Here is a 26,730-nt window from a genome sequence, read left to right on the forward strand (position 1 = left end):
GCTATCAATCAGCCAAAGTGGTGTTGGTTATAACGATTTACCTTATATGGAATTGAGTTTCCCGGTTTACGAGTCGTCGGCGTGCTCCGGTTCATCATTCGACAACGAATGCCATAAGGAATTTCGTAATAATTCATCTACCTACCCCCGATGGTTAGCCTGGAATTCGCAGAGCAAAATCTGTAAAGCCCGTAGTCCGAAAAAGCTTGGCTCTTCAAGTAATTAGAAAAGGCAATGGGCGCAGGAGGAAAATGAAGTCGCTTGAAGAATCATGCGGGACCAGGTCGCTGCAATTGCTCTTGCTTGTTGATACGCCAAACGACGCTGGCGCGTTGGAAGACGTTCTATATTCGACCGGCCTGTTAGGCGGACTCCGGCAGATTTCAGGCGCATTGGCGCTCGAGGCTGCAATCGGCGATCCACTCGATGCTGTCGTGGCGTACTTTCGCCAGCCAGGCGCCGAGTTCCTGGCGATGCTGGCGACCATCCGTGGGCGCCGCCCCTTGTTACCCATCGTGCTTGTCTCCGGCCCCATAGGCGAGGAGCTGACCGCTGACTTGTTCCGGCTTGGCATTTCCGATTTTGTTCTGCACAGCAATTTATCCCGGCTTTCCGCAGCCATTCGCGGTTGCATGCCGGAGCGTCGATTCAGGTCCGGCAATTTGTCGGTTGAGCGGCAACTGAATCTGTTCGAGGCTGTATCCCGTGGCTCCCCGAACGTTGTGCTGGGCAAGGATTTACAAGGCCGCTACCTGTTTGTGAACGAAGCGGCTTGTTCGTTGTTCGGCAAGAACGAAGCGGAGATTCTGGGGCGTCGCGACTGCGAACTGTTTGCCGCAACCCAGGCGGCGATTTTTGCGGCAGCCGACCGCGCCGTGGTTGCCGACAATTGCAGTCTGACCCAGGACGAGTCCTTTGCCGGGGGGGCCGGCGAGGTGCTCCTCCATGTCACGCGCGGCCCGATCCATGACGGTGAAGGCAGGATCATTGGCGTATTCGCGATAGCCCTCGATGTCAGCGAGCGGCGGCGTATGGAGGCGATCACGCAGGCACATGGTCGCCTGCTCGAGATGGTCGCCGACAACATGCCCTTGCCCCGGCTGTTCGCCCAGTTGGTCGACACGGTTGAGTCGATGGCGGGTGGTATGAGGGCGGCTATCGTGACGCTGGCGGGTGAAGGACAGTACTTGCGAATCGAGGCCGCCCCCTCGATGCCGGATGTTTTCAAAACTGTACTGGATGGCTTGCCGGTAGGCGAAGGCATGGCCACCTGCGGAACGGCGGCAGCCCGGAGGTCTCAGGTACTGGTCGAGGATGCGCAGGCGGATCCTCTCTGGGAAAAGTTCCGGGCTGTTGCGGCAGAAGCCGGTCTGCGGGCTGCCTGGTCAACACCTATCCTGACGAGCTGTGGTGAACTGCTCGGGCTTTTTGCGTTGTATGGCAGCCAGCCGGCCATGCCTTCACCATTTCATCAGCTCATCATCGGGATGGCGACACGCATTTCCGGGATCGCCATCGAGCGCTTTCGTGAAGAGGAATTGATCCGCAAGCTGAGGCTGGCGGTCGAGCAGAACCCCAACAGCATCCTGATCACCAACACGCTTCCTGAAATCGAGTATGTCAACGCCGCATTCGAGCGGATGACCGGCTATACGCTGCCCGAAGTCAAAGGCCTGAACCCGAAGATGCTGCAGTCCGGCCAGACGCCTGATGACACCTATGAAAATCTCTGGAGAACGTTGCGCCAGGGTGGCTCATGGCAGGGAGATTTCATCAATCGGCGGAAGAATGGCGAATTGTTCATCGAGCACGAATTCATTTCGCCGATTCGCCAGCCGGACGGCACGGTAACGCATTACCTGTGCATCAAGGAAGATATTACCGAGAAGAAGCGTATTGCCGAGGAACTCGATCGGCACCGCCACCGCCTGGAAGAGCTGGTTGTCGAAAGAACCGAGGAGTTGAGCCGGGCCAAGGATGAGGCCGAAGCCGCCGGGCGGGCAAAGAGCACTTTCCTGGCTAACATGAGCCATGAGATACGGACGCCGCTCAATGCTATCGTTGGCTTGACGCATCTGCTGCGTCGCCGGAATCCGACTGACGAGCAGGACGACAAGCTGGGCAAGATTGTCGGTGCGGCCGATCACCTGCTGTCAGTCATCAACGATATTCTCGATATCTCCAAGATCGATGCCGGAAAACTGGTGCTCGAAAGCAAGCCTTTCGATCTGGAAGAAATGCTGACCCGCGTTTGCTCGCTGGTTGCTGACAAGGCGCGCGCCAAATCACTGGAGTTGCTGGTTGACGTTGGCACTGTGCCGCATCAGGTTACCGGCGATGCGACTCGCCTCGGGCAGGCATTGCTCAACTATGTCGGGAACGCCGTCAAATTTACCGCTCAGGGCACGATCCTGGTCCGGGTAAAGATCCAGGAGGAAGGCGAGGAGGCGCTGCTTGTCCGCTTCGAGGTGGAGGACAGCGGTATCGGTATCGAGCCGCAGCGTCTATCCACCCTTTTTCAACCTTTCCAGCAAGCCGACGATTCGATAACTCGCCAATATGGTGGTACCGGTCTCGGGCTCGCGATCAGTCGCAATATTGCCCGACTGATGGGCGGGGAGGTCGGTGCGATTAGTACTCCGGGTGTGGGTAGCACTTTTTGGCTGACAGCCCGGCTAGGCAAGGCCAGATGCACGACTGAACCCGCTCTGGAGGTGGTGCTGCCGGGTGGTCTGCGCGCGCTTGTTGTCGAGGATGTCGCGATGACCCGGATGGTGCTTCAGCAGCAGTTACGCATGATTGGGCTGCGGGCCGAAGGAGTGGCGTCGGGGGAACAGGCCATTGATGCCGTCGCGGCGGCTGATAGCGAAGGCGATCCCTATGACATCCTGCTTATGGATATGTACATGCCAGGTCTCGACGGGCTGGATACCTTGGCCAGGGTGCGCTCCCTGCACGTCTCACGGAAGCCGGTCAGTTTTCTGGTAACTGGCGCGTGTGAAGGGAGTCTGTGGGGCGAAGCACGACGTTGCGGCTTTGTTCAGGTGCTGAGCAAGCCGGTGTCCACCATGGCCTTGCATGCCTGTCTGCTGAAACATTTTGCTCTTGTGGCGGGGCCTGCCATGGCTCCGGTCATGGCCGAGTCGGACGAAGCAAAGCTGCGCAGATTGCATACGGCTAGCCGAATCCTGCTGGTTGAGGATGAACCCATCAATCAGCTGGTTGCCCAGGACATGCTCGAGGAGGTCGGGATGACCGTCGATATCGCCAGCAACGGAATAGAAGCGCTGGAGAAACTGGAAAGCAACCGTTATCACCTTGTCCTGATGGACCTTCAGATGCCGAAGATGGGCGGCCTGGAAACAACACGGCGTATCCGCAGGATTCGTGGGGCCGAGTCGCTGCCTGTCGTGGCAATGACCGCCAACGCGTTCAATGATGATCGCGATCTGTGCTATTCGGTTGGCATGAACGACTTCTTGCCGAAGCCGGTTGTGCCTGAACTGCTCTTTTCCGTGCTTCTTGAATGGTTGCAAAAAGATGCGATGATTCACCCCCTCGCGGGTGAAGAAATGTTGATCCGGAGTGATGAAGCCCGGACGGGCGCGTTGTGGAACACACTATAAATACAAAGGATGACTGATGTTTTGGGGCGGAAAAAAGGAATTGCATGCCTTGCGGCAAGCGTATGAAGGATTGCAACAGCGTGAGCAGGGCCTGATGCAGGAGCTTGAAACGGCAAAGCGGGCCTTGGCCGACCAGCAGCATGCGGCAGTAGAAAAGGACCGGGAGTGCGAGACCTTGAAAAACGTCGTGCGCAGCCTGTCGAGCTTCGGTGCCACTTTGGAGGGGTCGCAAAGCAGTCTGGGGGCGATGGCCAATGTTTTGCATGAGGAGAAAATGCAGGCGGTCGAAGCTGCCGAAGTGGCTTTGCTGAGCGGTCAGGCGACGACAGAAATAGCGTCGAACCTGCACCAGTTGGCGCAAGACTCGGCGAAGACGGCCCATGAGGTTGAATCGCTTTCCCTGCAGGCCGACAAGATCGGTTCGATTGTCCAGCTGATTCACGAAATTGCCGACCAGACCAATCTTCTCGCCCTCAATGCCGCCATCGAGGCCGCCCGGGCTGGTGAATCGGGTCGCGGTTTCGCGGTGGTCGCCGACGAAGTACGCAAGCTGGCCGAGCGCACCTCAAAGGCAACGAAGGATATCGGCGATTTAGTCAGCGACATTCGTCACAATTCGACGATGGCCAAGGAGGCCATGGAGGTTCTGTCATCATCGGCAGACGATTTCAGTCAGCGTGGTGGCAAGTCTACCGAAGACATGCGCCGTCTGATGGATATGTCGAAGCAAATGGAGAAGGTCATTGCGGCCAGCGCCCTGAGCAGCTTTGTCGAAGTCGCCAAGGTTGATCACCTGGTCTTCAAATTCCGTATTTACATGGCCCTGTTTGGCCTGGAACCGTTGCAGCCCGATAGCGTCGCGTTGCATACCGGATGCCGGCTTGGCAAGTGGTACTACGAAGGTGAAGGGCGAAATCTGTTCAGCCAGCTACCCGGCTATCGGGAAATGGAAGCGCCGCACATCGTTGTCCACAACAACGGCAAGGCAGCCCTGCAGGCCAAGGCCTCGGGCGATATCGAGGCCATGCTCAAGCATGTTCAGGCGATGGAGCAGGGCAGCGTTGGCGTCATCGACAACCTCGAACGCATGGCGAACTGGGTTGCCGTTTTGTAAGCCTGGTTGATCGAATGCCCGGGGTTTTAGCCCCGGGTTGCTGCGGCCAGCGCCGTGGCGAAGTTTTCAACCGTCTGCGCCGGATTGTGCAGCTTTTCCAGACCGAACAGGCCGATGCGGAAAGTCCGGAAATCGGCTGGTTCGTCGCATTGCAGCGGCACGCCGGCGGCGGTTTGAAGGCCCTGGGCGACAAATTTCTTGCCGGTGTGAATGTCCGGGTCGGTGGTGTAGCTGACGACCACGCCGGGCGCCTGGAAACCCTCGGCAGCCACGCTGGGGAAGCCGTTGGCGACCATCAATTCACGGATGCGGCGACCGAGTTCGATCTGTTCCTGGCAAACCTTCTCGAAGCCATAGGCTTCTGTTTCGAGCATGACGTCGCGCAGGGTGGCCAGGGCATCGGTCGGCATCGTTGCGTGGTAGGCATGGCCGCCGTTTTCAAAGGCTTCCATGATCTGCAGCCATTTCTTGAGGTCGCAGGCGAAGCTCGTGCTGCTCGTCGCGTCGATGTGGGCGCGGGCGCGTTCGCCGAGGGCGACCATGGCGCAGCACGGCGAGGCGCTCCAGCCTTTCTGCGGGGCGCTGATCAGGATGTCGACGTTGTTGGCGACCATGTCGACCCAGACCGTGCCGGAGGCAATGCAGTCGAGGACGAAATAGCCATCGACGGCGCGAACGGCATCGCCGACGGCCCGAATGTAGTCGTCGGGGAGGATCATGCCTGACGAGGTTTCGACGTGCGGTGCGAAGACGACTTCCGGCCGGTGCTGGCGAATGGCGGCGACGACTTCGTCAATCGGTGGTGGCGCGAATGGGGCCTGCGAGCCGCTGCCGATTTGCCGGGCCTTGAGGACGATGCTTTCGGCCGGGATCTTGCCCATGTCGAAAATCTGCGTCCAGCGGAAGCTGAACCAGCCGTTACGGATGACCAGCACCTTGCGATGCGTGGCGAACTGGCGGGCGACGGCTTCCATGCCGAAGGTGCCGCTACCGGGCACGATGATGGCGGCCTTGGCGTTGTAGGCCTTTTTGATCAGGCGCGAGATGTCCTTCATGACGCCCTGAAAGCGTTGCGACATGTGGTTCAGGGCACGATCGGTGTACACCACCGAATATTCGAGCAGGCCATCGGGATCGGGTTGGGGCAGCAATGCGGGCACAGCGTCTCTCCTGTTGATCGTTATTCTCCGGAGCATACCGCCAAGCTGTGACGGCGCGCTAGTCAGAGTGGCCTCGTTGGGCGACACTGGTGGAAATTCAGCCTGAAAGGAATCGACGTGAGCACGCCCCAACTGCCTTCCTACCTTTCCAAAGAAAATATTGGCCCCTGGCATATCTTTCTCCAACAGGTCGAGCAGGTCGCACCACTCCTCGACAAGGCGCTGTGGCCTTGGGTCGAAACGCTGCGCCGGCCGAAACGCTCGCTCATCGTCGATGTGCCGATCCGTCTCGACAGCGGTGTGGTCGAGCATTTCGAAGGTTATCGCGTGCATCACAACACCTCGCGCGGGCCGGGCAAGGGCGGCATCCGTTTTCATCAGGACGTGACACTTTCCGAGGTGATGGCACTGGCCGGCTGGATGACCATCAAGAACGCCGTCGTCAATGTGCCCTTTGGTGGCGCCAAGGGCGGTGTCCGGGTTGATCCGCGCCAACTTTCCATGCCCGAGCTGGAAGGACTGACCCGTCGCTACACCAGTGAAATCAGCTCGATGATCGGCCCGGACAAGGATATTCCGGCTCCGGACATGAATACCAACGCCCAGATCATGGCCTGGATGATGGATACCTACTCGATGGGCGAAGGGCGCACGGTGACCGGTGTCGTCACCGGCAAACCGGTCTCGCTCGGCGGTTCGCTCGGCCGGCAGGATGCGACCGGGCGCGGTGTTTTCGTCAGCGCCCGCGAGGCGGCGCGGCGCCTCAACGTGCCGATTGAAGGCGCACGGGTCGCCGTTCAGGGTTTCGGCAATGTCGGTGAAGCCAGCGCACGCATCTTTGCCCAGCATGGCGCAAAAGTGGTGGCCATTCAGGACGTCAGCGGCACCGTCATCAACGAAGCCGGACTCGATGTGCTCGCCCTCAAACGCTACCTGAGCGAGCACAAGACCCTGCTCGGCGCGCCCGGTACAACGACGATCAGCAACGACGATTTTTGGGCCGTACCCTGCGAGTTTCTCGTGCCGGCCGCACTCGAATCGCAGATCAACCGCTACAACGCCGAGCGCATCACCGCCCGCATCGTCGTCGAAGGCGCCAACGGCCCTACGACGCCGGAGGCCGATGCCATCCTCGCCGAACGCGGCATCGTCGTCGTGCCCGATGTGCTGGCCAACGCCGGTGGCGTCACCGTCAGCTATTTTGAATGGGTCCAGGATTTCTCGAGCTTCTTCTGGACCGAAGATGAAATCTACGGTCGCCTTGACCGGATCATGGCCGAGGCCTTCAACGCCATCTGGCAGATGGCCACCGACCGCAAAATGCCGCTCCGCTCAGCCGCCTTCGTGATCGGCTGCAGCCGGGTGCTCGAAGCGCGGGCAACGCGCGGGCTGTATCCGTGATCGGTTGATTGCCACGGTCAACCGGAAAAAACGGCCAAATTTATTAACGGTTTAAGCGCGAGCCTCGCGTCAGAATGATGTAAAAGCCCTTCCTGTGGGCCTTTTCGTGGGGTATTTCACAGGGGCGTTGGTTCAGTCCGGCTATTGTTCGTCCATCTGCCCGCCTAAAAGCGTGGTGCCGAACTGATAACCAAGGAATTCCCCTCATGAAAAAACTGCTCGCTATTGCCGCTCTGCTGAGCGCTCCTGCCATCGCCCAAGCCAACCTCGTCGTCAATGGCAGCTTCGAGGACTACTCGACGGTTGCTGCAGGTACCTGGAGCACCTTCGGCAGCGGCTACGGCTGGACGACTGGCGCCAACGGCGTCGAAATCCGAAATGCAGTGGTTGGCACGGCTGCTGACGGCGTTCGTTTTGCCGAACTCGATACCAACGTCAATAGCTGGATTTCCCAAACCATTCAAACCAACGCCAATCAGACCCTGGAGCTCAGCTTCTCTTACGCTCCGCGCGCCGATGTTTCGGCTGGCAGCAATCCGATTCAGATTTTCTGGAACGACCAGTCGCTGGGTACCATTACCGGCAACGGTAACAAGGGCTCCAGCTGGCTTGATCTCATCTATGACGTACAGGCTGATGCAAACGGCTTCGGCGTCCTGAAATTTGCTGCCATTGGCGTGTCGGATGGCCTCGGCGGCTCTCTCGACAACATCTCGGTAACGGCCATTCCGGAACCGGATACCAGTGCGATGCTACTCGCTGGTCTGGGCATTCTGGCTGCTGTTACCCGTCGCCGCCAGCGTCGCGCCTGAGCAAATCGAATCGGCAATAAAGGGGCTTCGGCCCGCATGCCATTCAGCCTGGGCTGAATGGCATTTTTATTTTTCGGCAGCTGCTTGTTGGAGTCCGTTGGCCAGATTTGCCACGGTCAACCCGAAAAAACGGCCAAAATTGAAATGGGCTTTGCCGCTAGCGCCGAGCCAGTATCAGCGAACCTTTTTCACGCGGTTCGAGGTCAATCCGTTCGATCGCTGAAAACCCGGCTGCCGTCAGCCAATCGCAATAATCTTCGTGGCGATGGGTCTGGGTGCCGGTTTCCAGCAGCAGGGTCAGGCGAAAAGCGGCGTTCAGGGCGTCGAGCGAGGTTTCGGCCAGGTATTCGTGAATGACCAGCAGGCCGCCCGGGTTCATCGAATCGCCAATCTGCCGGATGGCCAGACGGTTTTCCTCGGCCGAATGGTTGTGGGCGACCGACAGATAAAAAATCAGATCGTTGGCGCCACCCCAGTCGTGCTCCTGCAAGGTGCCAGGGCTCAGGCTGATGCGTCCGGCCAGTCCGGCCTTTTCGATTTCCGGTCCGGTTTCGGTCAGGGCACTCGGCATGTCGACGATCATCGCGTCTAGCTGTGGGTAGTGTTGGCAGAAACGGATCGAGTGCAGGCCGTGCGAGCCGCCGAGGTCCAGCAGGCGGCGATAGTTCGGCAATACCGGCACGTGCGTTATCAGGTCCGGGCCAAGATCGGCGGCAAAGGCGCCCATGTAGGACGAAAACAGCGGGCCGAGGTGCGGCTTTTCGATCATCGCCTCCCACAGCGTCTGCTCCGGTTCGCCCTTGCGTACCGTTTCGGCCAGGCTGCCCATCATCGCCCACGCCTCATGCGTCCACAGCAGGCCGGGCGTGTAATCGACCTGGCCGGCACTGGTGAACCAGCGCTGGGTGCTCGCCGTGTTGGCAAAGGCGTCGTCGTCCTTTTCCAGATAGCCGATGGCGACCAGGAAATCGACCAGCGTTGCCGTGCCGCGCAGGCTCGAATCGATCTTCGTGGCGAGTTCCTCTACGGTCAGCGGGCCATCGACCAGTGCCTCGAAAAGGCCCAGCCGACCGGCCGAGATGATCGCCGACGATTTCATCATCGGCATGTAAACGTCGAGCATGGCAAGTTCGGCCGAGCCGGTCGGCTGACAGACATCAGGTTTGCGTGTGCGGGGCATGGATCTTCTTGTTTTGGGTTGTTGGGTCAGCCGAGGGCCGTCTCAATTGCGGCGAGCAGGGTTGGATCTTCTGGTGTGGTGTCCGGCGAAAAACGCTGCAGAAGCTGGCCATCGCGTCCGACCAGGAATTTTTCGAAGTTCCACAGCACATCGCTGGGCTGTTTCGGCGAGCAGCCATAACCGGCCAGCTTTTCGCGAAAGTCGCTGCCGGCTGGAAACACGGCTTCCGGCTGCGCGGAGATGAGCTGAGCATAGAGCGGGTGGCGAGGTTCGCTGTTGATATTGAGCTTCTCGAACATCGGGAACTCGACGCCGAAGTTGGTCGTGCAAAAGCTCTGGATTTCTTCGGCCGTACCCGGTTCCTGTGCCGCAAAGTCGTTGCAGGGAAACCCCAGCACCTGCAGGCCGCGCCCGCGATAGGCCTTGAACAGGCTTTCCAGACCGGCATATTGCGGCGTCAGCCCGCACTTGGAGGCGACATTGACGATCAATAACACCTGACCCTTGAATTCTTCGAGCGTCAGGGCTCGTCCATCGAGGCTTCTGAGGGGAATGTCGTACAAAAATTTGTGCATGGCGGTTTCGTCTTCTATAAGGGGCAAAGGCAGAGCAGGCGAGCCAATGGGCAGCCATTTTAAATGTTGGCCAGACGAGGCGTGGCGAATTTTCACCGTTGTCAGCAAGCGTCGCGATGGACTTCTCCGCCCTATGGAAATATATCCAGCGACGAAATTCATTTTCGGCGACTGGCCGTCGATTTATTGCAAAATGGGCGCATTCCACAAATAACTTGAACCCGCGCTCCTGGCGTAATTTTGATGGCTGCAGGCACAGTGAAAAAAGTCGACTCCTCTCTTTCCGATCGTACCGTTGGCGAGCAAAGCGTCCCTATTGTAGGCATTGGCTGCTCGGCGGGCGGGCTTGATGCGCTGGAGAAGTTCTTCTCGCATGTTCCTGATGGCTCTCAGCTGGCATTTGTCGTCATCCAGCATCTCGCACCCGACTACGTCAGCGCTTTGCCGGAGATACTGAGACATTCCACCAAAATGCCGGTTTGCGAAGTTGAAGATGGCATGGCCATCGCGCCCGGCTGCGTATTTGTGATTCCTCCAAACAAGGACCTTTCGCTGCTCCATGGCAAATTTCACCTGCTTGAGCCCATTGCCAAGCGGGGCTTGCGCCTCCCGATCGATTTTTTCCTGCGCTCCCTGGCTCAGGATCGCAAGGAAAAGGCCATTGGTGTCATCCTGTCCGGCATGGGATCGGATGGCGTATTCGGTCTGCGCGCCATCAAGGAAAACGCCGGGCTGACGCTGGTGCAGGAGCCCGGTAGCGCTGAGGCAGAAAGCATGCCGCATAGCGCCATTCAGGCCGGCGTCGCCGACATCGTCGCGCTGCCGGAAATTTTGCCGGGCAAGATCGTCGAATATCTCCAGCATCCCTTGTACGCACAGGAACTTGAGGCTCCCGCCGTCGAGGTGATCAGCGCTCTGGACAAGATAGTCATTTTGCTGCGTGACCGCTGTGGCAACGACTTCTCCCTCTACAAGACGAACACCCTCTATCGCCGTATCGAGCGACGCATGGCTGTTCACCAGATCGACGCCATCGATGACTACGTCACTTTCTTGCGAAGCAACCAGAATGAACTCGATCTGTTGTTCAAGGAATTGCTGATTGGTGTCACGAATTTCTTTCGCGATCCCGAGGTCTGGGAGTTCCTGCGTACCCAGGCCATTCCGGACTTGCTGGCCCAATATCCCTCGGGCAAGACTCTCAGAGCGTGGGCTTCCGCTTGTTCCACCGGCGAGGAAGCCTATTCGCTGGCCATCGTCTTCAGGGAGGTGCTGGATTCGCTGCAGACCGACCAGCGTTTCACCCTGCAAATTTACGCCACTGACCTTGATGCAAGCGCCATCGATCAGGCCCGAAAAGGCTTGTATCCGGGCAATATTGCCGCAGATATCTCGCAGGAACGCCTGGCTCGCTTTTTCGCAGAGGAAGAAGGGGGCGGTTATCGGATCAGTAAAGAAATACGCGAAATGGTGGTGTTTGCACCCCAGAACATCATTTCTGATCCACCATTCACGAAACTCGACATCCTCACCTGTCGCAATCTCCTGATTTATTTTGCGACCCATTTACAAAAGAAACTGCTGCCTCTTTTCTATTACAGCCTGAACCGGGGCGGACTGCTGCTGCTTGGTAGTGCCGAGACCATCGGCAACTATGGCAACCTTTTCGCACCCATCAACAACAGGGTGCGCATCTATCGGCGTCTCGATCAAGCCATGCCGGTTGCTGACCTGCAATTTCCCGGCAAGGTGCTGACCAGTTCATCAACGGTCCAGGAAATCATTCATCTCGATCGTTCCGAGAATATCGGCGAACTCACCGATCAGCTGATACAGCAAACCTGGTCGCCAGCGGCCGTATTGGTCAATGGCGATGGCGACATCCTCTATATCAGCGGGCGAACGGGCAAATATCTCGAGCCGGCAGTTGGCAAGACAAATATCAACATCCTTGCCATGGCCCGTGAAGGGCTGCGCGAAGCTTTGACCGGCGTCATCCGCAAGGCGCTGAAAGAACCTCAGCCGATTCTTCTCAATAGTCTGCGGATTGGCACTAATGGTGGAACACAAATCGTCGACGTTGTCGTTCAGGCGATCGAGAAGCCCGAAGCATTGCGCGGTCGGGTACTTGTTGTCTTCAAGGATATTCCTGCTCCACCGGTGAGGCGCAGGGCGACCAAGCACATTTCACTGGATACCCACAGTGCGGTGGCGCAGGAACTCCAGCAAACCCGCGAAGCGCTGCAGGCTACGCATGAAGAGATGCAGACGACAGTCGAAGAACTCAAGTCGAGCAATGAGGAATTACAGTCCACCAATGAAGAGTTGCAGTCCACCAACGAGGAACTGACTACTTCGAAGGAAGAGTTGCAGTCACTCAATGAGGAGTTGCAGACGGTGAATGCCGAACTCCAGTCCAAGGTGGACGACCTGACCTGGGTTCGCAACGACATGGCGAACCTGCTCAACAGCACCGAAATCGCTACGCTCTTTCTCGACAACGAGTTGAAGCTTCGCCGATTCACCACACACGCGACAAAGCTGTTCAAGTTGATACCGGGTGACGTCGGTCGTCCGCTACCCCACGTTGTCACCGATCTTGATTACGCCGGGCTGCACGATGATTCCCGTGAAGTATTGCGGACCCTGGTCTTTAAGGAAGTGGTAGCCCCCACTCACGACGGCCGCTGGTATCGGGTACGCATCATGCCGTACCGTACCCAGAGCAATGTCATTGACGGCCTGGTCATTACATTTGTCGATATCACGGAAATCAAGCAACTGGAGGAGGAGTTGCGCAAGCGTGCAGGCTAATCGAGGCTCAGAAAGTGCGAGGCAATACTGTGAGTCCAGGGGACTCCGGCAAAGAAGAGCTTCGGCGAAGAGCTGAGGAGAAGATCGCCCACGAACCTTAGTGTGACCCGCGCAACGAGGCAGAGACTCAGCGCCTGTTGCGTGAGTTGCAAGTCCATCAGATTCCTTCAGTCTGGCACCGACGGTGCTATGCGCAGGAAACGCTCAAGCGGTGACTGGCGCTTCGGTCGATTCGCGGGCAAGGTAGCGCATTTCCGCGGCCAGAGCCACTTGCTGCCCGGCGGTCATCATGCGCTGGCCGGCACACCATTCAAATTTGACCGCTTGGGCTTGCACACCCAGGCAAGTGAGAGCGCTGGCCAAGTCCCATAAATCGGATACTTCTACAATCCGACCATCACTTAGCGTTGCACAGAAGTCGGTTTTCGACGCACTGATGATTGCTGTGAGCAACATTTATTTTCCCCCTTGTTTTTTGCTGGAACGATCCATCTCCCTGATCAATCGCCTCTGGCGGATCTAGTATTGATCCCCCTTGAAGCTTTGGACCGTCTCGAGCAATTTGTCATGACACTGATAGAGCATTTCGTTACTGATCGACCCGTAGCTGTATTTGTGAATCAACTGACTCATCAGGTAATTGAACACGCCGCGCTCCATCCTTGACCAGGTTCTGACTCGATCCTCCGGAAACACGGTACTGACACGCTGAACGAATTCCTCATGGGTCTCATTGCGATCCACACTGTGCGTCGTGTCACACATGCGAATTCCCTTTTTGCGAGAACCGGTCAACCATCGGATCGCAGCCCGGGTCCGGTGATCATGGTTGCAAAAAAATATTACGAAACTGCGATGTCAATCGACTTCGGTTTGGCCTTGGCCGACTTCTTCAAGGAGACATTCAGCAGGCCATCCTTGAATTCGGCGGATACGCCGCCCTCATCTGCATCGTCGGGTAGCCGGAAGCTGCGCATGAAGCTGCCGAAGGAGCGTTCAATCCGGTGGAAGCGTTTTCCTTTTTCCTCTTTCTCCTGCTTGCGCTCCCCGCGGATGGCCAGCATTCCATCCTGAACGGTGACTTTGACGTCTTCCTTGTTGACCCCGGGGATCTCTGCCTTGATCAGATAGCCATCGTCCGTTTCGCTGATATCCACCGTCGGCGCCCAGTCAGCTTGAGCCAGCATTCCGAGATCCGATCCATGTGGCGCAACCTGACGACCGAAAAACTTGTTTAGGCTGTTCGAAATATCTTCCAGTTCATTGAATGGGTTCCACTTGACCAGATTCATGATTTCTCTCCATGCAAGGGTGGTTGAAAAAACATCATTCAAAAAAATTTCGGGTCTCTCAGCTTCTGCTGAGGCAATCGCCACTTTTCATTCGACCACTGGCTGGTATTGAAATAAATACGGGCGAGCACCTATGTCGGATGAATTGAATTTGGCGGCATCGCTCAGGGACCAGGATTTATCTCCACCTGATTGTGCCGTGCCTTCTGCGGGCATGAGAGCCAGCGGTTTCCGCCAGCCCGCTTGGCGCTGTACATGGCCTGGTCCGCGGCGTGCAGCAAGGCTCCTTCTTCGCTCCCGTCGTCGGGGTAGATGGCGACACCGATACTGATGCCTGGTGCCGGGGTGTCCTGGCTACCATCACATCGATCAGCCGATGCCTGATTGCTGACGGCGAGAATTTTTTCGCACACTTTCCAGGCATCCGCGGGGTTTGTCACATCGGCCAGAATGCAGGCAAATTCATCCCCGCCGATTCTTGCCATGGTGTCTTCATCCCGTACGCAGGTGGCGAACAATTGGCCCAGTCTTTTTAGCGCCGCATCGCCCTTGGCGTGGCCTTCGTGGTCGTTGATCTCCTTGAACCCGTCGAGGTCCATGTAGAGCACCGCAAAATGTCCCTTCCTGCGTGCTGCCCGGGCAATGGCCTGGCCCAATCGATCAAGGAACAGACGCCGGTTCGGCAGGCCTGTGAGGTAATCGTGGTTGGCAAGTCTTGCCAGGTCATTCAATTTTTGCTGCTGCTTTCCGACAGCCTTGCAGGTGAATACGAAATGGGTAAGGTGTTCGTCATCTTTGAGGAATGGCCTGATCGAGGCTTCGTGGTACCAGGGCTTTCCGTCACCCTTGTGCAGGGCAAGCGGCAGTTTTGCAGGGTGGCGAAGGTGGATGTTGCTGTTGATCGCCTGGAAGATATGGCTGGTATCGACATCAGCCCCCAGGTTGCTGAGAGACAGTCCGGACAGCGTACCTGGCCGATAGCCGCCCGCCGCTTCAAATCGGCGGTTGGCGTATTGAATGACGCCATCGCTGTTGGTAATGAACGCCATCTCGTCGCTCTCGTCGAGGGCACATTGAAGGCGTTTGAAATCATCGTCGGTGGCGTTGGGCAGGTGGTCCAGTCGGTGAATTCGGCCCAGAAATATCGGCGATAGCCCATCCCAGTTCAGAAACACCATTGATAGGCCAATGTCGAGGCTGCTACCGTCGCTGAGCGTAGCCTGAAAGTTGCACCACTGCCCCCCCGAAAAATGGAAACTGACAAAGGCCACGTTGTAGCCACAGCCGTTTGGATTCAGCGGAAGTGCAGGGATCAGTTCGGTAACATGGCGGCCCAGCAAGCGTTGCATTGAACTGCCCAGAACGCTGGCCGAGTTGTCGTCGGCATAGCGGATGGCACCGCAGAGGTCGAGAATCAGGAGACCCTGTTCGGCGACCTGCCCGGATTTGCCATACCTTCGCCCTGTCAGCGATGGAGGGGGCGAATGGTCCAATCGCTCATTGAGCATGGTGACTCGTCTGTCCATGATTGCGCTCCCTCATGTCTGAGATGGTGTTCGCGTTACTGCACGGGCTTTCCCTCCGCCCTCGGTTTTTGCAACGAAAGGGGAATGGTGAATGCTATGAATATTCGTCGGCGGCACATATAAGCGCGAGCACGTAAGGGCAACCCCTTATGCCTCAAATATCAATTGACTTGGCGATGACCATAGCCTACGTTGGTTCTGCGCATGCACCGAGTTTCCAGGCATCCCGGATACTTTCCGGGGCGTATCAGGTGGCCTCCCTGGGGTGTTGCGCCGAATCAGGATTGCGTCAATGAACGAACATCGGTTGCCTCCTTCTCCGCAGATTCAGACCCTCAGGGCTGAAGCCGAAACCAGGCTCGCCAATGCTTGCGTGGAGCGGCGGGCTGGCTGGTGTCCGGAAAGACTTTTGCACGAACTCCAGGTACATGAAATCGAACTGGAGATGCAGAACGAGAGTCTCCGCCTGGCGCAGGAAGCTCAACAGGAATTACTGGACCGCTATGTGGTTCTCTTTGATTTCGCGCCGGTTGGCTATTTGACGCTGACAGATAGCGGGCTCATCGCCGAAGCGAATCTGACCGTTGCCAGCATGCTCGGTGTTGAGCGCGATCAACTCCTGAACTGCCCATTTGATCAGTACATTGTCCCCAGCGACCGACAACGCTGGCAATCGCACCGATCCAGCGCGCTGGGCAAAGACGAGAACGAATCGCTCGATTTGCTGTTCTGGCGGGCTGATCACGAGGCGGTTGTCGGGCATCTGGATTGCCGGCGTCAACAGGGGGCTGATGGCTGCCTGACGCTATTCATCTCGATCGCTGACATCACTGACTGGAAGCGGGTTGAAGATGCCCTGAGCAAGAGTGAGGCATTCAGCAGGGATATCCTCGACTCCGTTCCTTCGGAAATTGCAGTTCTGGACCGGGATGGCATCATCATTTCAGTCAACTCGGCTTGGCAACGGTTTGCCGAAGAAAATGGTGTTGATCAGAGTTGTCCGGCTCCAAAGATTGGTGTTGGCGCCAATTACCTTGCTGTCTGCGAGACTGCCACTGGCCGCTTTTCTGAAGGTGCGCTCGCCGTGAGGAATGGAATCGGGGCTGTTCTGTCCGGTTGCCTGCGCGGCTTCAGCCACGAATACGCCTGTCATTGGGGCGATGATCAGCGCTGGTTCAGCATGAGTGTGACGCCGATAAGTTTGAATGGGTACGGCGCGGTCATCGCCCACACCGACATAACCGAACGGAAGCTTGCAGAGCTTCAACTGCAGGTAAATGAGCGGCGTTTGCGCCTTGCCAAGGAGGCGGCAAACCTGGGTGTCTTTGACCATGGCATTGCTGATGGGACGCATGAGTGGGATTCACGCGCACGCGAGCTGTGGGGGTTTTCTCCTACGGAGGAAATGACCTTCGAAAAATTCATGGCCGGCGTTCATCCGGATGATCGTGCCGCAACCCAGGCGGCGGTCGATCGGGCGCTCGATCCAATGGAGAGTGGCGAATATCTGGCGGAATATCGCGTCATCAATCGTCAGGATGGCACCGTCCGTCATGTTGTGGCCAATGGCCGGGTATCCCTCATCGACGGGCGTCCCGTGCGTTTTACCGGGACGATCAAGGATGTCTCTGAGCAAAAGAAACTGGAGATGGCGGCACGAGAGCGGCGCAGCGAGATGGAACTGTTGGTCAATCAACAGGTAGCAGCGCACACGGCAGCCGCCATTGCCCATGAGCTCAACCAGCCTCTGGTGGCTGTTTCTGCCTACAGCGAGGCTGCTTTGCGCATGCTTTCCGAGACGATGGTAAATAGGGAGAGGCTGACGCATGCCCTGAACGGTGCGGTCGATCAGGTGCAACGGGCGGGGCAGACTCTACATGAACTGCTGGCTTTTCTCCATCGAGGCGAAACCGAATCCGAACCTGTCGATATCAATAAGGTGGTGCTCGAAGCTTTGAGCTTGGCGGCGGAAGGTGGCTATGCCGATTTTCGGCAGATTATTGAGCTGGAACAGGGCCTTCGCCCCGTTCTGGCAAATCGCCTGCAGCTGCAGAAGGTTCTGGTCATCCTGTTCCAGAACAGCGTAGACGCCATGCGCGGTGCCGGGGTCTCCGAGGCTTCGATTACGATTTCGGTGCGAACCACGGGTGGGGGAAGCCTGGCCCACGTTACGGTTCACGATTCGGGTCCCGGCCTTGATCCGGAAACGGTGCATCGAATTTTCGAGCCGTTCTTTACGACCAAGCCGGATGGCATCGGATTGGGGCTGGCGATCAGTCGTGCCCTGATCGAGGCACACGGCGGGCAACTCTGGGCCGAAGTGGATTCAGGCCCCGGGGCCACTTTCCATTTCACCTTGCCCTTTGCACCATGAATCGCCCAACCGTCTTCGTGGTCGATGACGACCCGGCTGTCCGGGATGCTCTCTCCTTGCTGCTGGAAGGGGAAAGAATTGCGGTAGAAACCTTCGATAGTGCCGAAGCGTTTCTGGCTGTCTGTCAGGCCGTTCCCCGGAGTTGTGCCATCGTCGATATCCGCATGCCGGGCATGGATGGCATGCAACTTCAGGCCGAGCTGACCAAGCGCCATCTTTTCATTCCGCTGATCTTCCTGACCGGGCATGGCGATATCCCGATGAGCGTGCGAGCCATCAAGGCAGGAGCAATCGATTTTCTGGTCAAGCCGATCAGGGTGGCTGAACTGATCACGAGCGTTGAAGCGGCGTTGATTGAAAGCGAAAAAATTAGCGCCTTGGTCGAAGAGAACCAATCAGCAGCAGATCGCCTGCGCACGCTGACCGAGCGCGAACATGAGGTGATGACGCTGGCGGTCGAGGGACTCGCAAACAAGGAAATCGCCCGTTGCCTGGGGATCAGTCACCGGACCGTCGAAATTCATAAAGCGCGAGTCATGCACAAGACCGGCACGAATTCGTTGATCGAGTTGGCGAGAATGCTCAAAGCCATCGAACTTGGTTTGAATTGAATCAGCTGGACTTGCCGCGGTATCTCGGCGAATTCCCGCGAATCGGCATATTCCCGCAGGTGTCCGGTGTCGACTCAATGCGGGCAAGCCCTCCATTGCCGGGTACTATCTGCCTTTGACCAATCAAGAGAAATAATTTCGGATGCAGACGGAAGTAGAACAAAAACTCAGGATCGCCGTTGCGGCGGCTGTGCAACTGCCGAACGTGAGCGACATGGAGTTCGAGGCGTCATTGACCGAACTGCGCGAACTGGCCAAGACGCTGGGCTTCAAAGTTGTTCATACCTTCGTGCAGAAGCGCACCAGCTTCGATACGACGGGTTATCTGGGCGTCGGCAAGCGGCAGGAAATCCGCGCTTTCGTGCACGGCGAGCCGATTTTTGACGAAGCTGGCGATGAGGTGCTGTCGCTGGCCGAGTCGAATCTGCCGGAGATCGACGCGATTCTGGTTGACCACGAAATTTCGCCGTCGCAGGCGCGCAACCTCGAAATCGAGGCCGGTTGCGAGGTCATGGACCGGACCATGGTCATCCTCGAGATTTTCCATCGCAATGCCCGTTCGCGGGCTGCCAAGGCGCAGGTGGAAATTGCCCGCCTCGGCTACATGGCGCCACGCTTGCGCGAGGCCGCCAAGCTGGCTGGCTCGCAAGGTCGGCAGCGGAGTGGCGTTGGCGGCCGTGGCGCCGGCGAGTCGCACACTGAACTCGATAAACGCAAGATCCGCGACCGGATCGCCGAACTGCAACTCGAAATCCTCGCTATGGAAGCCGAGCGCAAGACGCAGCGGGCTCGTCGTCAAGAACGCCAGAGCCAGGCCGCCGTCGCGCTGGTCGGCTACACCAATGCCGGCAAGTCCACACTGATGCGGGCGCTGACCGGCAGCGAAGTGCTGGTTGCCAACAAGCTGTTCGCGACGCTGGACACCACCGTCCGCGCGTTGTATCCGGAGAGCGTGCCGCGTGTGCTGGTCAGCGACACGGTCGGCTTCATCAAGAATTTGCCGCACGGCCTCGTCGCCTCGTTCAAATCGACGCTCGATGAAGCGCTCGATGCCTCGCTGCTGCTCCACGTCATCGACGCCAGCGACCCCGGTTTTGAGCGTCAGCTGGAAGTGACCGACAAGGTGCTCGAAGAAATCGGCGCCGATGTCGTGCCGCGCCTGCGCATCTTCAACAAGATCGACCACGTTGGCGATGCCGAGGCGCAGGCCGAGTGCGAAGCGGCCTTGCGGACCAAGTATCCCGATTGCGTCGTGATGAGCGCCCGCCGGCCGGAGGAAGTGGCCGCGTTGCGCCTCAAGATCATCGCCTTTTTCCAGAGCGATCATGTCGAGGCCGAGCTTTTTCTGCCGTGGTCGGCACAGCAGCTGCGCAAGGAAATTTTTGCCAGTTGCGAGGTGCTGGAAGAGCGGGCCGACAACGATGGCGCATTCTTCAAGGTGCGCGGCGCAAGCGTTGTTGTCGAGGATTTGCGCGAGCAGTTCGCGCAGGTCCGGAACTGAGGTGCCAGAGCGATTTTGAGATTGCTACGGTCAACCGGAAAAAACGGCCAAAATCAGAATTGCCCGTAGCGCCTGGCCAGCCAGGTCAGCGCCACCGCTATGGCCGGCAAGGCCAGCGCCACTGCCGGCTGGTCGAGGCGTTCCGGCGCCACTAGCAGGATGGCGCCGAGGCCGGCCATCATCAGCCCCGAGAGCAATTTGAGCAGCCGGCCATCGCGTTCGCTGAGCTTGCGACTGCCCATCGAGCGGACAAAGGCGAGCACGATGACGAGCAGCGGCAAAACGTAAATCACGTTGTAGAGCGCCAGATACAGGTAGTGTTGGCCGAGGCCATGCTCTCGCAGGGTGAGCAGGCGCGTGAACACCATCGGGAAGCCAGCCGTGCACAGCAGTTCATAGAAATTGGCGGCAATGGCTAGCACGACGGTCGCCGCCAGCATGGCCGGCAGGCTGCCGGCGGCCAGGATGCGCCGGCCGCGCTGAAAAATATCGGCCTTGCGTCCTTCCGAAATCGACAGCGAAGGCCCGTGCTTGAAAGCGACGAAATCCTTGATGTTGAATGCCCCGATCAGCAAGGCGACCAGCCCGGCGCCGGCGGTGACCCAGGGCAGGCTGCCGACGACGAGAAACAGGTTGAGCCAGGCAGCCATGAAGGCGAAATACATCAGCCCGGAAAAGGCGACGAAGACGCCGCCGATGAGCAGCATCCGGCGGCGCTGATGCTGATGGACGAGCAGCGACAGCAAAAAGAGCAACACGAAAAAGGCGCAGGGGTTGAAGGCATCCAGCCCGGCCAGCAGCAAGGTCAACAGGGGGAGCGAGGCTGACGCTGGGTCGATTTCACCAATCAGCGGCAGGTTCAATGTCTCGCTGGCAACCGGCTTCGCGGTCTCGCTGCTGCCGTCGCGGCAGGCTTTTAGCCGGGCGAGCAGGGCCGCCTGGGCTTCCGGACGTTCATCCCAGCCGACCTCCATGCGGCCACAATATATCAGCGTCGGGACGGATTGCGCCTCCTCGCCAAGCTGGCGCGCCATGGTGACGAAGCGTTCGAGGTTTTCTGGTGACTGGGTGATTTCCTGGTCATGCAGGCGTAGCCACGGTTGCTCTGCGGCCAGCGCCTGCACCTGCGGCCGCGCCTCAAGGCAGTGCGGGCAGCGCAAGGACCAGAACAGGTAAAGATCAACCTCGCCCTGTGCCCAAGCCGGGAAGGCGAGGCACAGGCTGAACAGGGAGGCGAAAAGGAGGCGGGGAAACATGTTTGTCGGCGCGGAGCTTAGCGCCCGGCCTTGGCCAAACGCTCAACCACCGCTGCCTGCACGTCTTCGGTCAGCCAGTCGCCGCGTATGCCGGCCGGGCTTTCCTTGACGGCCGGGAAGTTGACGAAATTGACGGCACTGCCGTTCTTGCGCTGGAAGCCAGTCTTGCCGTCGATCAGAATGGCGATGGGGACGTGGCCTTTGAGACCGATGGTTTCGAGACGCTTCTCGCCGGTCGGGCTTTCGGCGTCGATTTCGACGACTCTGACTTTGCCAGCCTGGCCGGCCAGCCATTCGCGTAGCGGTTTGAGGGCGCTCTGTACCGGCGGATGGGCCATGGCGATGATTTCGACGGTCGGCGGGGCGGCCTGGGAAAGTGCCGGAATGAGGCCGATGAGGGCGATGGCGAAAGTCGCAATGAGTTTTTGGCGGGAGCTCATGTTCTGTCCGTTTTCAGGTTATTTGCAGTTGTGGTGCAGCTTCCATTTGTCGGCATGGCCCATGGCGACCGCCCAATCAGGTGGCGTGCAATCGCTGGCGGGCTGGGCCGTTTCGGGTGTCGTAACGGCGGCCGGTTGGGATTCGGTATCGCGGGCGTCGTTCAACAGGGCGCGCCCGATGAACACCATGCCGATGAAAAACAGCGCGGTCACCGCCATCTGGGCGCGGCTGACCGGCAAGGCCGTTCGCGTCTCGCAAACGCCGCCGGGGCAAAGCTGGGCCTGACGGCGGCTGAACAGGTTGTAGATCTTGCAGCCGAGGCAGATGCCGAAGGCTGATTCGAAGAACATCAGGAGCAGGCAAGTGGCGCAGATGATCAGGTTGACCGGCCCGATGACGCGGTTGATGACGACCAGAAACAGCATGGCCAGCGCCAGCGTCCAGCCGATGGCCCAGGCGAAGCGCTTTTGCGGTGCGCCGACGTATTCGGGCTGCTGCCGGCGCACCATGAGGCGGCCAAGAACGAGGCTGGGAGCGTATTTCGGGTTGATGAAGACGCGGATGCTGAAATCGATCAGGAAGGCGACGACGAAAACCCGCGTGAAGCGAAAGTCGCCGACCAGCCAGGCGTTCATGAAGGCGATCAGGGCCAGGAAAAACAGGATGCCGGCGCTGGCCCGAACTTCCCGCTCGTTGAGGACGGGAACCTCATAGCCGTTGATCTGTTCGCCGAAGGTAAGCAGTTTGTGCATGGTGGTGTCCGTCGTGGTCAGGCTGGTAATTTATCGTGAACCCGGTCGTCGGCGACGATGTCGCCGTCCACCATTTCGATGATCCGGTCGCAGCGGGCGGCCAGGCGGCGGTCGTGGGTGACGATCAGGAAAGTGGTATTGAGCCGGGTATTGACCTCGCGGAGCAGGGCGAAGACGTCGTCGGCGGAATGGGTGTCGAGGTTGCCGGTCGGTTCGTCGGCGAGTACCAGCGAGGGGCTCATGGCCAGGGCGCGAGCGATGGCGACGCGTTGTTGCTGGCCGCCGGAGAGCTGGTTGGCGAGGTTCTGCTTGCGCTCGGCGAGGCCGACCTGGTCGAGCAGCGTGCCGGCCTGGGCGAACATGTCGGCGTCGGGCCGGCCGCGGGCGACGAGCAGCGGCATGGCGACATTCTCCAGCGCCGTGAAGGCGGGAATGAGGTGGTGGTGCTGGAAAACGAAGCCGATGCGCTGGCCGCGCAGGCGGGTCAGGCCGGTGTCGTCGAGCTGGCCGGTTTCCTGGCCGTCGATGAAAAGCTGGCCGCCGCTCGGCCGGTCGAGCAGACCGATGAGGTTGAGCAGGGTGCTTTTGCCGGAGCCGGAGGGGCCGATCAGGGCGGCGAATTCGCCGCGTTCGAGACGCAGGTCGATGCCGTGCAGGATTTCGGTTTCGGTTTCGCCGCTGCCGTAGGATTTGCGGATGCCGGTGAGCTGGAGGACGGGATTGGTCACGGTATCAACCACGGATTGCTACCACCGGATCAAGACGAGCCGCCCGCCGGGCCGGCAGCAGGGCAGCGAGAATGCCGACCAGGCTGGCGCCACCGGCCGCGATGGCGACCAGCCATGGTTCGACGCCGATGATGAACATCGCCGTGCCGTCCGGGTTGCGCGCCATGAGCCGCCAGAGCATCAGGAATACCCAGGCCAGACCGGAGCCGAGCAGCGAACCGAAGAAGCCGACAATGCCGCCTTGCAGCAGGAAAATGCGCAGCATCTGCCCCTGCGAGGCGCCCATGGCGCGCAGGATGCCGATTTCGCGGGCGCGCTGGATGACCGAGACGACGAGCACGCTGGCGATGCCGAAGGCGACCGAGAGGCCGATGAAGAAGCGGATGACGTTGCTCGACACGCGCTGCGAGGTCAGCGCCGTGACGAACTGGGCGTTGGTCTTGATCCAGCTGTCGGCGGTCAACCCGGTTTCGGCGGCAATCTTGCTGGCCAGCCGTTCGGCCTCGTCGATGTCGTGCAGCGAAATGTCGATGCTCGACACGCCGCCAACAAGATCGAGCAGGCTTTGCGCCGAGCGCAGGCTGACATAGACGTTGCGGGCATTGACGCCCTTGTTGCCGAGGTCGAACAGGCCGGTGACGGTGAAGGTTTCGGTGGCGTCGCCAGCGGTCGTGACGCGGATCTTGTCGCCGATGTCGGCGCCCAGGTCCTTGGCCAGTTCGATGCCGATCACCGCCTCGCCGGCGCCGACGCGCAACTGGCCGGCAACCATGCGTTCAGGCAGGGCGATGACGCCGCTGTAGCGCACCGGGTCGATGCCGAGCAGGGTGATCGCCTTGTTGGCGTCGCCGCGCACGACGAAGGCCGGGCCGGAGGCAATCGGTGAGATGGCGGCGATTTCCGGCAAGACTTCCAGCCGGGCCTGAATCTGCTGCCACTGGTCGATCGAGCGGAGGCGCTGGGCCTGTTTTTGCAGGCGGAGCGCAATGCTGGCCGCCGGCGACTGCGGCCGGGCGATTTCCTCGGGCGGCAGGAGGACGATGTGGGCCTGCGAACTGAGCGTGCGTTTGACCAGATTGGCCTGCAAGCCGGAAAGTAGGGCTGACATGAAGACGATGACGGCGACCCCGACGCCGACGCCGACGATGATCAGCAGCGACTGCATGCGGCCCTCACGCAGGAAGCGGATGGCGGCGATCCACTCGAAAGGCATCCAGGATTTCATTTTTTGGCGTTATTTTCGGTTGACCGTAACAACCTTGCGACCCTCGGCCAGTATCTGGCTGGCCGCCGCCAGCGCTTCCCCGGCAACGACGCCATCGAGGATTTCCACCCGGCCGGCACCGCGGATGCCCACCTTGACCGGCTGGCGCTGCGCCACGCCATCGCGCACCACCATCACCCACGGCTGGCCGGACGCCTGGTCGCGGATGACATCGGCCGGCACGATCAGCGTGTCGGTGCGGTGGGCCGAGGCGATGTCGATGGAAACGGTCATTTCATGCTTCAGGTAAGCCGGCGGCTCGGCGACGCGCAGGCGGATTTCGACCGAGCCGCGCTGGGCATCGACGGCCGGGGCGATGTAAGTGACCTCGGCCTTGAAGTGTTCGCCCGGGTAGGCATCGGCCGAAGCCAGTGCTGTCTGGCCAAGCTGGAGCAGAGCGAGGTTTTTCTCGTCGATCTGCGCCGTCAGTTCGGTATCGCCCTTCGGCGCCACGGTTAGCAAAACCTTGCCCGGCTGCACCATGTCGCCGGCTTCGACATTGCGCGTCAGCACCCGGCCGGCACCTGGTGCCGTTAGCGTAGCGTAGGTCAGGCGCGCTTCGGCCACGGCCAGCGCGGCGCGCGCCTGCTCGACATTGCTGCGCACCACCTGCGCCTCGCTGCCACCCGGCTGGTTGCTGGTCAGCTGCAATTTGGCGGCCTGCCACTGGCTGTCGGCGACCTGCGCGTTGCGCCGGGCATCGTCGAGCTGGGCGGTGCTGTAGAAACCCTTGGCAACCAGTTCGCCGACCCGCTCCAATTGGCGCTTCGCCTGCTGGGCGTTGGCTTCCGCCTGCTGCACGCTTTGCTCGGCCACCGGCCGGCCGAGGCGGTCGAGCTGGCGCTGTTTGGCTTCGGCCTGCGCCAGGCTGGCCCGGGCCTGGGCGGCACTCGCTCGCCATTCGGTGTCGTCGAGCTGGATCATTGTCTGGCCGGCCGTCACGGCATCGCCTTCGCGCACCTTGACGGCGACGACGCGGGCGCTGATCTGCGCTGCCACCTCGATGCGCTGCGGCGTCCGCACCCGGCCGCTGGCCACCACCGCCTGGCGCAGTTCGCCGCGTTCGGCCACGGCAACCACGATGCGCTCGCCACCCCAGCCGGCATAGCCGGTAACAAGCAAGGCCACGATGGCAATGCCCGCTATGACGAGCAGGCTGCGGCGGGAACGGAGGAGGCGGGTCATGGGTGGGCGGGGCTTTTCTGAATAAAAATTAGCAAATGCTGATGTTAAACGAATGACAGCAAACCCGAGGTGTATAATTGTTTGCTTATGTAACCGAAAGCCATTGCGGGGCTTCTGGAGAGCATCGTGCTGAAGTTTTTGTCCTTTGTTTCAAAGAATCTGATCCTCGCCATTCCGGTCATGATGGTGCTCGGTTTCGGCTTTGGCCTGCTGGCGCCGACTGGCTGGCTCAAATCGCTGATCGTGCCGCTGACCTTCCTGATGGTCTATCCGATGATGGTCACGCTCAAGCTGACCAAAGTGCTCGAAGGCGGCGACAGCAAGGCGCAACTGCTCGCTCAGCTGATCAATTTCGGCATCATCCCCTTTGTCGCCTTCTGGCTGGGCCAGTATTTCTTCCCGAATCAGCCGTACTACGCCATGGGCCTGCTGCTCGCCGCGCTGCTGCCGACCTCGGGCATGACCATTTCGTGGACCGGGTTTGCCGGCGGCAACCTCGGCGCAGCCGTCAAGATGACGGTGCTCGGCCTGATCCTCGGTTCGCTGGCGACGCCGTTCTACGTTCAATGGCTGATGGGCGCGACGGTGCCTGTCGATCTGTGGGCAGTGTTTTCGCAGATCGTCTTTATCGTCTTCCTGCCCATGGTCGCCGGCCACTTCACGCAAAGCTACCTGCTCAAGAAGCACGGCCAGAAGGCTTTCCAGGCCGAATGGGGGCCGAAATTCCCGCCCTTCTCGACGCTTGGCGTGCTCGGCATCGTCTTCGTTGCCATGGCCCTCAAGGCCCAGCAACTCGCCGCACAGCCGGCCGAACTGCTGCAACTCGTCGGCCCGCTGCTCGCCCTCTACGGCATAAACTACCTGCTCAGTACCCTCGTCGCCAAAGCCCTGCTGCCGCGCGGCGACGCCATCGCGCTGGTGTACGGTACGGTCATGCGCAACCTGTCGATCGCCCTGGCCCTGGCCATGAACGCCTTCGGCAGCGCCGCCTCCGACGCCGCCCTGGTCATCACGCTGGCCTACATCATCCAGGTCCAATCGGCGGCTTGGTACGTCAAGCTGACCGATACGCTGTTCGGGAAAAAGCCGGCTCAGGGCTGATGCTGCGCCGTCGGGTG

The 26,730-nt window shown here is 59.5% G+C and carries 21 protein-coding genes and 1 pseudogene; 10 read left to right on the forward strand and 12 right to left on the reverse strand.

Annotated features, from left to right (window positions below):
- Positions 1-251: 251 nt before the first annotated feature.
- From WBK19_RS00870 to WBK19_RS00880, 3 genes and pseudogenes are all read left to right on the forward strand, one after another.
- Entirely contained in the window at positions 252-3,626 is a 3,375-nt protein-coding gene (locus WBK19_RS00870; RefSeq protein ID WP_511286064.1) for a PAS domain-containing hybrid sensor histidine kinase/response regulator, read from the forward strand.
- A gap of 274 nt (positions 3,627-3,900) precedes the next feature.
- Positions 3,901-4,323: pseudogene (locus tag WBK19_RS00875) on the forward strand (methyl-accepting chemotaxis protein); the annotation flags it as partial.
- Positions 4,324-4,356: 33 nt separating this feature from the next.
- On the forward strand, positions 4,357-4,740 hold the full coding sequence (locus WBK19_RS00880; protein ID WP_511286279.1) for a CZB domain-containing protein: 384 nt from the start codon (positions 4,357-4,359) through the stop codon (positions 4,738-4,740).
- A gap of 26 nt (positions 4,741-4,766) precedes the next feature.
- On the opposite strand, the gene WBK19_RS00885 is transcribed toward WBK19_RS00880, so the two are convergent.
- Complete coding sequence (locus WBK19_RS00885; protein WP_511286066.1) at positions 4,767-5,900, reverse strand: pyridoxal-phosphate-dependent aminotransferase family protein; 1,134 nt, start codon at positions 5,898-5,900, stop codon at positions 4,767-4,769.
- 117 nt (positions 5,901-6,017) lie between these two features.
- Between WBK19_RS00885 and WBK19_RS00890 the strand changes: the two genes are divergently transcribed.
- Both WBK19_RS00890 and WBK19_RS00895 read left to right on the forward strand, forming a co-directional pair.
- The gene (locus tag WBK19_RS00890) at positions 6,018-7,301 is read left to right on the forward strand and encodes a Glu/Leu/Phe/Val family dehydrogenase (protein WP_511286068.1); all 1,284 of its coding nucleotides are present in this window, start codon (positions 6,018-6,020) and stop codon (positions 7,299-7,301) included.
- Between the two features lie 206 nt (positions 7,302-7,507).
- Positions 7,508-8,113: a PEP-CTERM sorting domain-containing protein gene (locus WBK19_RS00895; protein WP_511286070.1), complete on the forward strand. Its 606-nt coding sequence runs from the start codon at positions 7,508-7,510 to the stop codon at positions 8,111-8,113.
- A 157-nt stretch (positions 8,114-8,270) separates the two neighbouring features.
- Here the strand turns inward: WBK19_RS00895 and WBK19_RS00900 are convergent, their stop codons facing one another.
- On the reverse strand, positions 8,271-9,293 hold the full coding sequence (locus WBK19_RS00900; protein WP_511286072.1) for a methyltransferase: 1,023 nt from the start codon (positions 9,291-9,293) through the stop codon (positions 8,271-8,273).
- A gap of 26 nt (positions 9,294-9,319) precedes the next feature.
- A complete protein-coding gene (locus WBK19_RS00905; protein WP_511286074.1) occupies positions 9,320-9,868 on the reverse strand; it encodes a glutathione peroxidase in 549 nt (182 codons plus the stop codon).
- A gap of 243 nt (positions 9,869-10,111) precedes the next feature.
- Here WBK19_RS00905 and WBK19_RS00910 point away from each other — a divergent pair, with 243 nt between their 5' ends.
- On the forward strand, positions 10,112-12,682 hold the full coding sequence (locus WBK19_RS00910) for a chemotaxis protein CheB (protein WP_511286076.1): 2,571 nt from the start codon (positions 10,112-10,114) through the stop codon (positions 12,680-12,682).
- 204 nt (positions 12,683-12,886) lie between these two features.
- Here the strand turns inward: WBK19_RS00910 and WBK19_RS00915 are convergent, their stop codons facing one another.
- The 3 genes from WBK19_RS00915 to WBK19_RS00925 form a co-directional block, all read right to left on the reverse strand.
- On the reverse strand, positions 12,887-13,138 hold the full coding sequence (locus WBK19_RS00915; protein WP_511286078.1) for a hypothetical protein: 252 nt from the start codon (positions 13,136-13,138) through the stop codon (positions 12,887-12,889).
- Between the two features lie 386 nt (positions 13,139-13,524).
- The gene (locus tag WBK19_RS00920) at positions 13,525-14,058 is read right to left on the reverse strand and encodes an Hsp20/alpha crystallin family protein (protein WP_511286080.1); all 534 of its coding nucleotides are present in this window, start codon (positions 14,056-14,058) and stop codon (positions 13,525-13,527) included.
- 80 nt (positions 14,059-14,138) lie between these two features.
- Positions 14,139-15,323, reverse strand: a complete 1,185-nt coding sequence (locus tag WBK19_RS00925) for a diguanylate cyclase domain-containing protein (protein WP_511286082.1) — start codon at positions 15,321-15,323, stop codon at positions 14,139-14,141.
- A 469-nt stretch (positions 15,324-15,792) separates the two neighbouring features.
- Between WBK19_RS00925 and WBK19_RS00930 the strand changes: the two genes are divergently transcribed.
- The 3 genes from WBK19_RS00930 (at position 15,793) to hflX (ending at position 19,986) form a co-directional block, all read left to right on the forward strand.
- The gene (locus WBK19_RS00930) at positions 15,793-17,874 is read left to right on the forward strand and encodes a PAS domain S-box protein (RefSeq protein ID WP_511286084.1); all 2,082 of its coding nucleotides are present in this window, start codon (positions 15,793-15,795) and stop codon (positions 17,872-17,874) included.
- Positions 17,871-18,485, forward strand: coding sequence for a response regulator transcription factor (locus WBK19_RS00935; RefSeq protein ID WP_511286086.1), 615 nt, complete (start codon positions 17,871-17,873; stop codon positions 18,483-18,485). The genes WBK19_RS00930 and WBK19_RS00935 overlap by 4 nt, the downstream gene beginning before the upstream one ends.
- A 142-nt stretch (positions 18,486-18,627) precedes the next feature.
- On the forward strand, positions 18,628-19,986 hold the full coding sequence (gene hflX, locus WBK19_RS00940; protein ID WP_511286088.1) for a GTPase HflX: 1,359 nt from the start codon (positions 18,628-18,630) through the stop codon (positions 19,984-19,986).
- Between the two features lie 53 nt (positions 19,987-20,039).
- Here the strand turns inward: hflX and WBK19_RS00945 are convergent, their stop codons facing one another.
- From WBK19_RS00945 to WBK19_RS00970, 6 genes are read right to left on the reverse strand one after another with little or no spacing between them, the layout of a single operon-like run.
- On the reverse strand, positions 20,040-21,242 hold the full coding sequence (locus WBK19_RS00945) for an NrdH-redoxin (protein ID WP_511286090.1): 1,203 nt from the start codon (positions 21,240-21,242) through the stop codon (positions 20,040-20,042).
- 17 nt (positions 21,243-21,259) lie between these two features.
- On the reverse strand, positions 21,260-21,682 hold the full coding sequence (locus WBK19_RS00950) for a hypothetical protein (protein WP_511286092.1): 423 nt from the start codon (positions 21,680-21,682) through the stop codon (positions 21,260-21,262).
- Between the two features lie 18 nt (positions 21,683-21,700).
- Positions 21,701-22,435 (reverse strand): DUF4395 domain-containing protein, encoded by a 735-nt coding sequence (locus WBK19_RS00955; protein ID WP_511286094.1) that lies wholly within the window; start codon positions 22,433-22,435, stop codon positions 21,701-21,703.
- Between the two features lie 17 nt (positions 22,436-22,452).
- Complete coding sequence (locus WBK19_RS00960) at positions 22,453-23,163, reverse strand: ABC transporter ATP-binding protein (protein ID WP_511286096.1); 711 nt, start codon at positions 23,161-23,163, stop codon at positions 22,453-22,455.
- 4 nt (positions 23,164-23,167) lie between these two features.
- Complete coding sequence (locus WBK19_RS00965) at positions 23,168-24,388, reverse strand: ABC transporter permease (protein WP_511286098.1); 1,221 nt, start codon at positions 24,386-24,388, stop codon at positions 23,168-23,170.
- A 9-nt stretch (positions 24,389-24,397) separates the two neighbouring features.
- Positions 24,398-25,612: an efflux RND transporter periplasmic adaptor subunit gene (locus WBK19_RS00970; RefSeq protein WP_511286100.1), complete on the reverse strand. Its 1,215-nt coding sequence runs from the start codon at positions 25,610-25,612 to the stop codon at positions 24,398-24,400.
- A 126-nt stretch (positions 25,613-25,738) separates the two neighbouring features.
- Between WBK19_RS00970 and WBK19_RS00975 the strand changes: the two genes are divergently transcribed.
- Entirely contained in the window at positions 25,739-26,713 is a 975-nt protein-coding gene (locus WBK19_RS00975; RefSeq protein ID WP_511286102.1) for an arsenic resistance protein, read from the forward strand.
- Positions 26,714-26,730: the final 17 nt, after the last annotated feature.

It is taken from the genome of Azonexus sp. (genome assembly GCF_049652925.1).
Classification (GTDB): domain Bacteria; phylum Pseudomonadota; class Gammaproteobacteria; order Burkholderiales; family Rhodocyclaceae; genus Azonexus.